The following is a 13,146-nucleotide window of genomic DNA, read 5'->3' as shown; positions in this document are numbered from 1 at the left end:
TGTGCAGTCGTTCCTTTTTTTTATGAAATTGTCTGGTGTGTCTTTGTGATGATATCGTAAATGTAGCACTGTTCATCGTTTGTCAGTGATAGCTTCATCGGTTGGAAGCAATCGTGATTCGCGCTTTTTATCGCTTGGAAAATGGGTGTGTCAATCATGGCCTCGCTCCTATCGTGATAAGTGAGACTATCTTTTAAAACCATGCGCTCCATCGCGCAACCAACGTGAATGAGCAAGTTGATCTTTAGTGTGTTTTCCATGGTGTATTGAAGCTCTGCCTCTAGTGTACTAGCAAATTTTAGAAGGAGAGGCACGATTTTTTTCGGATTAAGGTACGTTAGGAATTCACTTAAACTATCCTCAATAACTTCACGGGCAATCCAGCTGGTTTCGCTTTTTTTGATAAAAATATCGCGTTTCTTTACCACTTGAACGATTTGGTCTTCTCCTTCTTTGGAAAAAAGACGCTCAATGGGCATGAATGGGATCTGAACTTTTGGATCATGGATGCCGATAATGAGTAGGATGTCATTCTCTTCTTGCAGTTGATCGATTTTTTGAGTGGCTTCTAGGATGCCGATAGGAATAACTTTGATGTGGTCGGTAGTGATGTTTTCTAAGATGTTCTCGATGAAGGATTGTAGTTTTTCAGCCGTGCCTTCACCAGTTGCGCAAATCGTGACGATCGCGTGTGGTTTATCATTTTGTACGATAGGGGCTTCGGAATCATAGCCGCCATAGCCGCGAAAATCTTTCAGTGAATCATAGATGCTGTCTAAATCCATGTCGAGAATATTCGATTTGCGAACGGCCTCAATAACGGTCGCTGTGGAAACCATATCGAGCGTGCGAACGGGAATGCCGGTGCGTTCTGTGATGACTGAGCCAAAACTTGTGAGGGAGCCCATATCAACGAGAAGCAAGACGCCGCGTCCCATATCGAGTTCGCGAGCACGCTGAGTGATTTTGTCGAGAACGACTTTTGGGCTAAGGTCGAGCGGCATATCGATGCTATCAACGAGCCCTTCACCGAGGAGTTTCTTTGCAACGTTGACGATGCTTGTTGCCGTACTGTTTCCGTGTGTGGCGACAAGGACTGCGACACGATTTTCTTCTTGGTCTTTCAATAAAGAACTGATGAGTAGCGTCAAATAGAGAACTTCCATATTAGGCACACGAATGTGGAATTCTGCTTCGATTTCCTTTTTCAGTTCGCGCGCAATGGCGTAACTTTCGGGTTTATCATTGACGACGTTTTCGATATTGGTGTATTTTAACGGTTTGTTGCTGCGTGCCCGTTTGAGAAATGACGTGAGGTGTAGGCTAAACGCGAGCAGGAAACGTTCGTTTAATTTTTTGCCGAGTTGTTGTTCAATCTTGACTTGGATATCCTCGGTGAAATTCAAAATCTCTTCGTTGACAATTTTAAGAATGTTATCGCGATCGTGAATTGTATTTTTGAATTTATTGTAAAAACTATTAAGGTGTACGTCGATATCCATCGTGATAAATTTCTTGATATCTTCATCTTCAACGCCTTGATCCATCAGAATGGACGCCTTATCCTCGATGATTTTATAAAGGTTGAAATTAGGCTCGTACTCATCGGAATTAATGAGTTGCTTGCCACGCTCTGGCATGATTACCGTGTAGGGATCGAGGTATTTCGAAATTTCTTGCAACTCCTTACGACGACCACTAAAATGGAAAAAACCGTCTTTTATGTTGATGGGCAACGTTTTAAAGTCAATCAGAATTTCTTCGTTTCGATCAAAACTATTTAAAAAACCTTGGGCACAGACAAGCTGAATATTGGATTTTAACTGTCCGATATTACCAAACGTCGTGTTCCCGATCAGTGCTTTAGCAGCTTCATCCTCAATCCGCAGTGGTTTACTAATGCGATGCGCTTCGTTGGAAAGCAGGTTTTTCAAAAGGTCTACGCGTTCTTTCGGTGTTCGTTCTTCTAAGCTTGGTAGCGAAATGACAATGGGAATACGGCGGACAAAAGTGCGTAGCAAGGACGATTCAGGGTCTTCCGTCGTTGCCCCGATAATAAGTACGTTGGATTTGCGACGACGATCGGTTTCGCCGAGCTTGTTAAAAGTACCACTATCCATCAAGTAAAAAATCATTTCTTGACCTTCTGGTGGTAGGCGATGAATTTCATCTAAGAATAAAATGCCACCGTCCGCTTTTTCAACGAGTCCTTCTTTTTCGTTATCTGCTCCGGTAAAAGCTCCTTTTGTATGTCCAAAAATATGAGACATGAGCAGTTGTGGGTTATTGTAATAATCGGCGCAATTAAAAATAATAAAAGGAGACTGGCTGGATAAGCGCTCGGCATGTTGCGAATAGCGATACATCAAATTTGCAAAAAGTGTTTTCCCGACGCCTGTTTGGCCAACAATTAAGGTATGCAAACCATTCGGGGGATAGAGAACCGCGGCTTTTGCTTGTTCGACTTGTGTGCGCAAACTTGCTTCCGAGCCGATTAGGTCATCGAATGGACTTCTCATGACAGTATTATAATTTAGTTGTTTTAGTAAGGATTGGCAGTTTTCGAATTCGAGTTCATCTGGTGAAAGCAAGCGTTCGATCCGTGCTTCTAGGGCTTTGCGGTCGAAATAAAGTACAGGTCGGCCGCCAATCTTGATGATTTTTCCTTGGCGGTGTAGCTCATTTAGTTCCATGCTGACATTATTTCGTAAAATTCCGAGGGCATCTGATATTTCTGTTGCGGTGATACCTTGATTTTGTTCCAATTGCTGTTTGATATCATCGTGATCCTGTTGCTGGATATAGTGATAAATCCGCTCAATACGTTTCATTACGCATCCTCCGATTCATTCCTTACTGGAAAACGAGTAGTGTATTAAAATGTCTGATACACTACTGAATTTCTGTATTCATTTTAGCATGGTTTGCTTATTTGTCAACTGCTGTTGGGTTTCGTACATTGACGCATGTAGCGTAATTAGGATAAAATGAGAAAGCAATGATTATAATGTAAATGGAGATGAATTTCTTTGACAAAATTACTATTTATTAAAGCATCGCCGCTTCCGGATGATGTATCTCGTAGCATGGTCGTAGCAAGTGCCTTTTTAGAAAAGTATCAACAGGAAAATCCGGATGATGTTATCGAGCGCATCGATGTTTATGATCACGAGATTCCGCTGATTGATGGTGCTTTTTTGACGGCGGGCAATGAATTACGCGCAGGAAAAGCATTTACGGATTTAGAGCCGGCGATGCAGGAGAAATTAACGGCATTTGACGCGTTGACTCAGCAGTTTATAGATGCGGACCGTTATGTGATCGTTTCTCCACTTTGGAACCTTGGTATCCCGCCAATGTTAAAAGCTTATTTTGATACGGTGGTTGTCGCTGGGAAAACATTCCGCTATACACAGTCTGGTCCAGAAGGCTTGTTAAAAGGTAAGAAGGCGCTACAAATTCACGGAAGTGGTGGCGTTTATTCGACAGGTGACTCCGATCTTGAAACACACGGTGAGCCTTACATTAATACGATTTTGAACTTCGTGGGCGTAGAAACATTGCCAAGTGTGTTTGTCGAAGGAGTAGATTATGATCCTACGCGCAAAGATGAGATTTTAAATGCAGCAATAGAGGAGAGCGTTCGTCGTATTCAACTATTTTAATAGGAAATGATGAGAACTAGAGATGGCTTTTCGAGCAGATCTCTAGTTTTTGCTTTTACTTTGCAATTAAATGGTGTAAAATGGGATATGTATATCGTATAACAATGTTTTGGTCATTTTTAAAGTGAGTAATCACTCATTTTTAATTATTTTTGTGATTATATGAGCAATTTAAAATGCAAGTATGGGAAGGAATGATGGGGGAATGATTCATGTAGGATTAGATGTAGGTTCCACAACGGCAAAAGCAGTAGCTATGGATGAATCCGGCAAACTTATTTTTCAAACGTATCGGCGTCATTTTTCAGATATTAAGTCGGTAACATTGCAAATAATGCGGGAGTTAGAGGAGACGTGCGGCGAGGCGGAGATGACGTTTAAGATTACGGGTTCATCAGGTCTTGCGATTGCGAAATTCCTGCAGGTATCATTTATTCAGGAGGTTATTGCTTGTACGGAGGCTGTGGAGCATGTCATTCCGGAGACGGATGTAGTGATTGAACTCGGCGGTGAGGATGCGAAGATTGTTTACTTTTCTGGCGGGATTGAACAGCGTATGAACAATGCATGTGCTGGTGGAACGGGCGCTTTTATCGATCAAATTGCAACATTGCTACAAACCGACCCGAACGGCTTAAATGAGCTGGCAAAAGGAGCTGAGACAATTTATCCGATTGCTTCACGTTGTGGGGTTTTTGCAAAGACGGATGTGCAACCATTATTGAATGAAGGTGCGCGGAAGGAAGACATTGCGGCGTCGATTTTTCAGAGTGTCGTGACGCAGACCATTAGTGGCTTGGCGTGTGGTCGGCCAATTCGTGGCAAAGTCGCGTTTCTTGGTGGTCCGTTGACGTTTTTGGATCAGTTGCGGTATCGGTTTACGGAAACATTGAAAATGAAGGATTCGGACATTATTGCACCGGCGAATGCGGAGTATTTTATCGCGCTTGGGACGGCTTATAATGGGTGGAAAGACGCGCCAGTGAATATCGAGGAGATGATTGCGCGGTTGTGTGATCTGGATTTTTCAAGTATGGAGACGGATACGACGATTTTGCCAGCTTTATTTACGCGTGCGGAGGATTTGGTCGCGTTTCGGGAACGTCATAACCAGATGAAGGCGCCACGCGGGGATTTGGCGAGTTATGTGGGCGATGTTTATTTGGGTATTGATGCGGGTTCTACAACGACGAAGCTTGTTTTAATGGGCGCGGATAATGAGATTTTGTATTCATTTTATGGTAGTAATAAAGGAAATCCGCTCCAGTCTGTGATTGATGCAACGAGCGATTTGTATGAGATTTTGCCAGAGAAGGTGAAAATTAGGCAATCGGGGATTACGGGATACGGGGAGTCGCTGATTAAGGCGGCACTGAAAATTGATGTCGGGGAAATCGAAACGGTGGCTCATTACCGGGCGGCGCGCGAGTTTTTGCCAGATGTTGATTTTATTTTAGACATTGGCGGGCAAGATATGAAATGTATGAAAATCAAGAATCAGGCGTTGGATAGTCTGATGTTAAACGAGGCTTGTTCAGCGGGTTGTGGTTCTTTTTTGGAGACGTTTGCGCAAACGCTCGGCGTGACGATTCAGGAATTTGCGGATAAGGCGCTTCAAGCAAGGGAACCGGTAGATTTGGGGTCACGCTGTACCGTTTTCATGAATTCCAAAGTGAAGCAGGTGCAAAAAGAAGGCGTATCGATGGAAAACTTATCAGCAGGTTTGGCGTATTCTGTGGTCAAAAATGCCTTGCAAAAGGTGATTAAATTAAGAAGCCCGAAAGATATCGGTGAAAGAGTAATCGTACAAGGTGGTACATTTTATAATGAAGCGGTGTTGCGAGCTTTCGAGTTGTTGACGGAGCGTGAAGTAGTTCGACCTGATATCGCCGGAATGATGGGCGCGTACGGTGCAGCACTGATCGCCAAGGAAAACTATGAAACCGGTGAGGTAAGCCAACTACTTGTCTTAGAAAAATTGCGCGAATTCCAAGCCGAAACGTCACAATCACGATGCAACTTATGCAGTAATTCATGCCAACTAACGATTACAAGATTTGGTGATGATCGCAAGTTTGTGAGTGGAAATCGTTGTGAGCGTGGCGAAAGGGTCGAGTCACAGAAAAATCTACTACCGAATGTGTATGCGTATAAATACAAGCGCGTGTTTGACTATAAGCCATTGAAAAAAGACGAAGCGACGCGAGGCACGCTCGGAATCCCACGGGCACTCAATGTTTTCGAAAACTATCCATTATGGCATACAATTTTTACAAAGCTAGGTTTCCGGGTGACGCTCTCGATGAAATCATCGAAAAACCTGTATGAGAAGGGGATCGAAACGATTGCGTCCGAAGCAGTTTGCTATCCAGCGAAACTGACACATGGACACGTAATGGATTTAATTAAAAAGAAAGTGGACCGCATTTTTTATCCGTCGATTGTGTATGAAAATCAAGAATTTGGTGAAGCGACAAATAATTTTAACTGTCCTGTAGTTGCGGGTTATCCTGAGGTGATTCGCGTCAATGTGGATGCGTTAGAAGAACAGAATATACCCCTGATTGCACCGTTTTTGACACTAGATAATGAAAAAGCTTTACTAAAAGGGCTATGCGGTGCGTTTCCAGATATACCATTTGCTGAGATGGAGCAGGCAGTGGCGGAAGGTTTGGAAGAAGCACGTGTTTTCCGAGATGATATTCGGCAAAAAGGGGAAGAAGCACTTGCATATATGAACAAAAATAAGATTCGTGGGATTGTACTTTGTGGGCATCCGTACCATATTGACCCTGAGGTAAATCACGGATTACCAGAACTCATTACGATGAATGGAATGGCCGTTTTGACGGAGGATTCGGTGTCGCATCTTGGTGAGATCAAGCATCCATTACGCGTCGAGAATCAGTGGAAATATCATGCTAGGCTTTATCGGGCGGCGAGCTTTGTCGCGGAGCAAAAGAACTTGGAAGTGGTACAGCTAACGTCATTTGGCTGTGGTCTAGACGCGATTACAACGGATATGGTACAGGAAATTATCGAAGGACATAACAAAGTCTATACGTTGTTGAAAATTGATGAGATTAATAATCTTGGTGCAGCACGAATACGGATTCGTTCACTGAAGGCGGCCATGGATGAGCGGGCACGGAACCACGTATTACCGACAGAAATGCCAGCACCGAAGCCGCGTGTTATGTTCACGAAAGAAATGCGTAAGACGTACACGATTCTTGCGCCCCAACTAGCACCAACGCATTTTGAATTGGCAGAGGCAGCAGGGCGTGAGGTTGGATATCGATTGGAAGTCTTACCAGCTGTGACGCCGCGTGCGGTAGACGAAGGTTTGCGCTATGTGAATAACGACGCGTGTTTCCCAGCGATTTTGACGATTGGACAGATGATGGACGCGCTAAAACATGGCGATTATGATCTGGATAATTTGGCCGTATTGATGACACAAACGGGTGGTGGCTGCCGCGCGACGAACTATATTTCGATGCTGAAAAAAGCTTTAGGACAAGCGGATTTGGATCATATTCCGGTGATTTCGCTGAACGCAAATGGCTTGGAAAAGCAGCCAGGATTCAAAATTACACCAAAGATCGGCGTGCGTTTCTTAGTAGGGCTGTGCCTTGGTGATGGCTTGGATCGGATGCTGTATAAGACGCGTCCTTATGAGGTGATTCCGGGTAGCGCGAATAAATTGCATCGTCATTTTATCGAGAAAGGTAAGGCAATGCTAGCGAATTATAGTCAAGCGGCGTACGCGCAATTTTGCAAGGAAATGGTGATGGCTTTTGATAGTTTGCCGTTGAAAGAGGAGGTTAAGCCAAAAGTTGGCGTTGTCGGCGAGATTTTAGTGAAGTTTCATCCTGGCGCGAATAATGATATCGTTGGGGTGATTGAAGAAGAAGGCGGGGAAGCGGTCGTTCCTGATTTTGTCGATTTCTTGCTGTATTGTTGCTACGACAGTCATTTTGCGGCGAATACGTTCGGAATGTCGAAGGTGAAATCGTTCGCGAAGCATAGTTTGGCGATTCCGGTAATCAATAAATATCGGAAGCCGATGTCGGATGCTTTGCGTGCTAGTAAGCGATTTGAGGCACCTGAAAATATTGAGGTCATCGCGGAAAAGGCCAGTCGGTTGTTATCGCTTGGAAACAAGATGGGAGAAGGCTGGTTCCTGACGGGCGAAATGATAGAGTTGCTAGATAGTGATGTTCCAAATATCGCGTGTTTGCAACCATTTGCGTGTTTGCCAAACCATATCACAGGCCGTGGTATGATAAAAGGTTTGAAAAAAATGTATCCGATGGCGAATATCATGTCGATCGATTACGACGCGGGTTCGAGTTCGGTCAACCAACTAAACCGGATAAAATTAATGCTCTCTATCGCGAAGAAACAGCTCGAAACCATGGTAATGCCTGAGTCAGAAGTCATCGTTAAAAAAGAAGGCTTCCATCCGAAAGAAAAGATTGTCGATACAGCGAAACGCGTGCGGGATTCTGCACCGATTGAAAAACTTGGCAGTACAGTAAAACGAGCGCGTGAAGCAGACCCTGTTGGGCACATCGCGGGCAAAGTCAAGGCTTCCGCTGAATCTGAAAAAGTACAAACGGAATCATAAGAATAAACGCAGGTTTTTCGATCATTCGAGGAACCTGTTTTTTTGTAAAATAATTCACAAACAAGAAAATAGCTAAATGGACTATTTCATTGCTATAATTTGAATTTAGAACGGGTAAAGGAAAGTAGGAAAGGGGGATTCACGATGATATATTTCGCGAAACTTGCGGGAATCGCCTTTGTTGTCTTTTTAGTAATTGACGCTGTGTGGCTAGGGCTTATTGCCAAGAATTTGTATAAGCATTATTTGGGCGATTTGATGGCAACGAATATGCGATTTGGCGCGGCGGTTTTGTTTTATCTTTTGTTTGTTGGTGGGATGGTCTTTTTTGTTATTGAGCCAGCGCTTGCAAAAGACAGTCTCCAGTTTGCGATTTTTGCAGGAGCGTTTTTAGGATTGCTTTGTTATGCGACATACGATTTAACGAACTTGGCGACGCTAAAAGATTGGCCGGTACTTGTCACGGTGATTGATTTAGGCTGGGGCGCGTTTATTACAGCAGCAACGTCCGGTATTGTATTTTGGTTGGCGAAAGTATGGCAGATTTCATGAAAGTGGGACGGAAGCGATGACGGATTTTTTAGATAGTAAAAAGTTGTATCATGCCTTTCTAGGTGGTGCTAGGGCGGTTATTGATGCGAAGGATGGACTGAATGCGATCAATGTTTTTCCTGTGGCGGATGGTGATACGGGAAGTAATCTCGCGTCGACGATGTTATCGATTGTGGAAGAGTCGAAAATCGCTGAATCGGCAAAAGAGACGCTGTATACGATTTCAGAGGCGGCTTTATTTGGTGCTCGCGGGAACTCAGGGATTATTTTTGCGCAATATGTGAATGGTATGCATTTTCATTTATCGGATGATAAACGTGTTTCGCTTGGCTGTTTTGCGCGCAGTGTCTCGGGTGGTGCTGATTATGCGTATAATGCGATGGGAAATCCGGTGGAAGGTACGATGATTACGGTGATTCGGGCGTGGTCGGAAGCGATTGTGCAGGCGAAGGATCATGGCGCCACTTTTCAAGAGGTGTTGGTAAATGCGTTGAAACAGGCTAAAACGGCTTTGGAAAGTACGCCGAATATGTTGCGAGTTTTGCGGGATAAGGGCGTTGTGGATGCTGGTGCAAAGGGATTCTTCACGTTTATTGAAGGGTTTACATCGGTGATTAATGACGAGAATTATGTCGCGGAGGTGGAGAGTTTGCCGCGACTGGTGAATGAGGAAGTTTTGGATCAGGCGCCTGTGTTTCGTTATTGTACGGAGGTTTTGCTGCAGGGAGAAGGGCTGGACGCGGACGAGATTCGGTTGGGATTGGCGTTGTTTGGCGATTCTCTGATTGTCGCGGGGACGGATACAAAAATTCGGGTACATATTCATACGGATGAGCCGCGCGAGGTTTGTGCTTATTTGGCTGATTATGGCGTGATGATACAGCAGAAAGTGGATGATATGCAGAATCAATTTGATGTGATTCATCATCGGAGGTATCGGATTGCACTAGTGACGGATTCGGTGGCGGATTTGCCGCAGAGCGTGATGTCGGAACATCAGATTCAAGTTATTCCGCTACACATCGCGCTTGCTGGGAATGATTATTTGGATAAAATCACGATGGATACGGGCACGTTGTTTGAGCATTTAGAGGACAGTGATGCGTATCCGACATCATCTCAGCCGAGTGTGAAAGCGGTCGCGAATCAGTTGTCGTTTTTGGCGAATCATTATGAGCACGTGCTTGTTTTGACGGTATCTGGCAAACTTAGCGGTACGTATGAAACGGTGAAAAAAGCGGCGGCGAGTGTGTCGGGTGATATTGTAGTGTTGGACACGCGGCAAAATTCGGGTGCGCAAGGATTGCTCGTGAAGGCGACCGCGGAACAAATTGCGCTCGGAAAAACGTTCGCGGAAGTACAGTCGTTCGTGATGCAGCGTATTTCGCAAACGAAGATATTTGTCAGTGTGCCCAACTTGGATGCGATGATTCGGTCGGGGCGTCTCGGTGAAAAGGGCGGCGCGATTGGGAATACGTTGCGCTTGAAACCAGTCGTTTCACTATCAGATACGGGGGCTGGAACGGTGAGCGATATTGCTTTTAGTTTGCAGAGAAGCACGAAGCAAATTGCAGCACGCGTGAAGAAGATGCTCGCACAAGGCCAGGTCGCGGAATATGCGATTGTCCATGCACACACGCCGGAACGAGCGGCGGAATATGAGGCATTGTTTACGAAGATTGTTGGGAAGTCGCCTGCCTATGTGATGGAGATTTCATCCATTATTGCGATGAGTGCTGGGGTAGGCTGTGTGGCGATTGCGATTCGGATGCAATTAGATGAGGGGGAGGAAATATAAGATGATATATTGGATAGCAGGCTTAGTATTATGGATTTACTTTACAATTTTGTTCCTATGGGCGCAAAAATTAAAAAATAATTCGATTGTAGATTTAGCGTGGGGACCGGGATTTGTTATCGTTGCGCTGTATACGTTTTTTTTCGGTGGCGAGATGACGGCGCAGGGTTTGATTGTAACCATCTTCGTTTTTATTTGGGGCCTGCGCTTGTTTCTACACTTAGCGAATCGAAATATTGGGAAACCGGAGGACTATCGCTATGTGAATATGCGTAAACGTTGGGGGACTCATTTTGCTAAACTAAAGGCGTATTTGAACGTCTTTATTTTGCAAGGCGTACTGCTTTATATTATTAGCTTGCCAATCTTGCTTGTGAATACAACCTCTGCCAATGCACTGGCTTGGTGGAATTACGCGGGAATGGCCGTTTGGGTTATTGGCTTCTTTTTCGAAGTCGTTGGAGACGAACAACTGCGCCGTTTCAAAAAGAACCCAGAAAACAAAGGCAAACTCATCATGACGGGACTTTGGAAATATACGCGCCATCCGAATTATTTTGGCGAGGCGCTTAGTTGGTGGGGCATTTTTCTAGTAAGCGTCACTGGGGCAGCAAGTCTTTGGGGCATTATTGGTCCCGTTATTATTACGTTGCTACTGTTATTCGTATCCGGCGTGCCATTACTCGAGAAGAAGTACAAGGACCGCCCTGATTTTCAGGCTTATGCCAAGCGAACGTCCAAATTTATTCCGAGCATTCCAAAAAAGGAAAACTAAACGTAAAGGGTTATGGAATGATAGCTCTTTTATGTATACTTTGTGACGGCATTGTCCAATGCAAACAATTTGTACCGAGCGTTCTTTACTGGAACAGTGCAATAAAATAATTTTGTAGTGATTATGTTGAGATAGTGTATAACATTAAACTATTATTGGATGTATTCCCGTCTAAATACTTGTAATCTGTTTGGAATCCTTTAGAATAGGAAGAGTATGAAAATAAGGTTGGGAAAAAGGAGTGTATCACATGAAGAAAAAGTTAGCTTTAATGCTTGTTGTTGTTTTAACAGCTGCGATTACCCTAGCTGCATGTGGAAGTAAGGCAGTAGCACCGAAAGAAGCAGCAGATATCGCGGTTAACACAATCATCTTCAATAAGGACACAGATAAATTCGAAGACACTTTTGGTGAAGATGCAAAAAACCTTGAAAAAGAAATCAAAACAGGCTTTAAAAAGGGCTTCACAACTAGCTTAAACATTACAGATGGCAGTATCGATGATGAGGTCGACAAATTATACGACACCTTCGCGAAACGTGTTAAAGACGTCACTAAATACACAACAAAAGTAACAAACGATGATAAAGATAAACCAACTGTAGAAATCTCTGTAAACGGGCTTGACATGACGGGCGTACAAGCAGAAATGACAACAGCACTACAAGCGAAAGTAAAAGCAGATCCAACAATCGAAAAAGACGCAAAGAAAGCTGCAACAGCAATGCTTGAAGTATACCAAGAAACCATTTCCAAAGCAAAAGTTTCTGAGAAAGCTGTCAAAGTAAAAATGAACTTAGAGTCCAATAAAGATCAGTGGAAAATCAAAGACGCCGAAGCCTTTGCACAAAATCTATACTTGGCATTCTTTACAGGTACTGTTCAATAAACTAAAAATGCGAGCCCAATATTTAAACGGGTTCGCATTTTTTTGCTATTTTTAGCGTTGGCCAACCGTGAAACGAGCGCGGATATGTTTGCCTTTTTCTGCTTCGTCAAGGAGTGCCATCGCATAGTCTTCCATGCTGATGTAGCTATTTCCGTTGGCATCAACGATCAGTTCATCGGTTCCTGTTGTGTAAGTACCTGTGCGTTCGCCTGGCTCGAATAATCCAGCTGGGCTAATGAATGTCCAGTCAAAGGTAGCATCGCTTTTCAGATGGTCTAATTGAATCGATTGTGCGGCTCCTGTAGCGTAATAAGGCGCTTCTTTAAAAGATGGTGTATCGAGAACGCGTGTCCCTTTATCATCAACTAGCGAGCTCGCTGCACCACCGACAACGATCAAACGCGGCTTCGAGGTTGCATTTAATTCTGTAATCAAGTGATCGATCGATTTCCAATGATTATCAGATTCTTCAATAGGCGCGCTAAAAGCATCCACTAACACATCGAAACCAGCAACGTCTTCTTTTGTTACGCTAAAAATATCTTTTTCAATAATTGCGACAGATGTATCGGTTAGTCTGCTCGGATTGCGAACAATGGCTGTGACCTCATGCCCCCGATTTTTTGCTTCTGTTAGCACTCTTGATCCTGTACGTCCAGTTGCTCCAATGATACCAATTTTCATAATAAATGACCTCCTTATATTTAGTTGTAACTATAATTGTTACAACGATTGATTTTAGTATATCGATTCTAGCGTTAAATGTAAAGTAGAAAGTTTATATAACATAAAAAAGAGACAAGGAATCGTGTAGAAACCGTTGCCTCGTCTTAT

Annotated in this window: 8 protein-coding genes; 6 read left to right on the top strand and 2 right to left on the bottom strand. The window is 43.8% G+C overall.

The window, feature by feature from the left end:
* Positions 1–20: 20 nt before the first annotated feature.
* A complete protein-coding gene (locus HCJ54_RS05620) occupies positions 21–2,831 on the bottom strand; it encodes a sigma-54-dependent transcriptional regulator (protein ID WP_187136934.1) in 2,811 nt (936 codons plus the stop codon).
* Positions 2,832–3,029: 198 nt separating this feature from the next.
* On the opposite strand from HCJ54_RS05620, the gene HCJ54_RS05615 reads away from it, so the two are divergent.
* The 6 genes from HCJ54_RS05615 (at position 3,030) to HCJ54_RS05590 (ending at position 12,312) form a co-directional block, all read left to right on the top strand.
* Positions 3,030–3,665 (top strand): FMN-dependent NADH-azoreductase, encoded by a 636-nt coding sequence (locus tag HCJ54_RS05615; RefSeq protein WP_185526152.1) that lies wholly within the window; start codon positions 3,030–3,032, stop codon positions 3,663–3,665.
* A 205-nt stretch (positions 3,666–3,870) separates the two neighbouring features.
* Complete coding sequence (locus HCJ54_RS05610) at positions 3,871–8,298, top strand: 2-hydroxyacyl-CoA dehydratase (RefSeq protein WP_187136933.1); 4,428 nt, start codon at positions 3,871–3,873, stop codon at positions 8,296–8,298.
* Between the two features lie 144 nt (positions 8,299–8,442).
* Complete coding sequence (locus HCJ54_RS05605) at positions 8,443–8,850, top strand: DUF2177 family protein (protein ID WP_036065939.1); 408 nt, start codon at positions 8,443–8,445, stop codon at positions 8,848–8,850.
* Between the two features lie 16 nt (positions 8,851–8,866).
* Positions 8,867–10,648: a DegV family EDD domain-containing protein gene (locus tag HCJ54_RS05600; protein ID WP_187136932.1), complete on the top strand. Its 1,782-nt coding sequence runs from the start codon at positions 8,867–8,869 to the stop codon at positions 10,646–10,648.
* 1 nt (position 10,649) lies between these two features.
* A complete protein-coding gene (locus tag HCJ54_RS05595) occupies positions 10,650–11,423 on the top strand; it encodes a DUF1295 domain-containing protein (RefSeq protein ID WP_187136931.1) in 774 nt (257 codons plus the stop codon).
* Positions 11,424–11,673: 250 nt separating this feature from the next.
* Complete coding sequence (locus tag HCJ54_RS05590) at positions 11,674–12,312, top strand: DUF5105 domain-containing protein (RefSeq protein WP_187136930.1); 639 nt, start codon at positions 11,674–11,676, stop codon at positions 12,310–12,312.
* Positions 12,313–12,363: 51 nt separating this feature from the next.
* Here HCJ54_RS05590 and HCJ54_RS05585 read toward each other — a convergent pair whose 3' ends face one another.
* Positions 12,364–12,996: an NAD(P)-dependent oxidoreductase gene (locus HCJ54_RS05585; protein WP_187136929.1), complete on the bottom strand. Its 633-nt coding sequence runs from the start codon at positions 12,994–12,996 to the stop codon at positions 12,364–12,366.
* Positions 12,997–13,146: the final 150 nt, after the last annotated feature.

It is taken from the genome of Listeria grandensis (genome assembly GCF_014322885.1).
Taxonomy (GTDB): domain Bacteria; phylum Bacillota; class Bacilli; order Lactobacillales; family Listeriaceae; genus Listeria_A; species Listeria_A grandensis.
The sequence above is the reverse complement of the archived record's forward strand: the minus strand, read 5'-3'. Positions and strand labels throughout refer to the sequence as shown.

Coding starts and splice junctions, on each gene's coding strand:
- HCJ54_RS05620 (WP_187136934.1), bottom strand. CDS start 2,831: ATGAAACGTATTGAGCGGATTTATCACTATATCCAGCAACAGGATCAC.
- HCJ54_RS05610 (WP_187136933.1), top strand. CDS start 3,871: ATGATTCATGTAGGATTAGATGTAGGTTCCACAACGGCAAAAGCAGTA.
- HCJ54_RS05605 (WP_036065939.1), top strand. CDS start 8,443: ATGATATATTTCGCGAAACTTGCGGGAATCGCCTTTGTTGTCTTTTTA.
- HCJ54_RS05600 (WP_187136932.1), top strand. CDS start 8,867: ATGACGGATTTTTTAGATAGTAAAAAGTTGTATCATGCCTTTCTAGGT.
- HCJ54_RS05595 (WP_187136931.1), top strand. CDS start 10,650: ATGATATATTGGATAGCAGGCTTAGTATTATGGATTTACTTTACAATT.
- HCJ54_RS05590 (WP_187136930.1), top strand. CDS start 11,674: ATGAAGAAAAAGTTAGCTTTAATGCTTGTTGTTGTTTTAACAGCTGCG.
- HCJ54_RS05585 (WP_187136929.1), bottom strand. CDS start 12,996: ATGAAAATTGGTATCATTGGAGCAACTGGACGTACAGGATCAAGAGTG.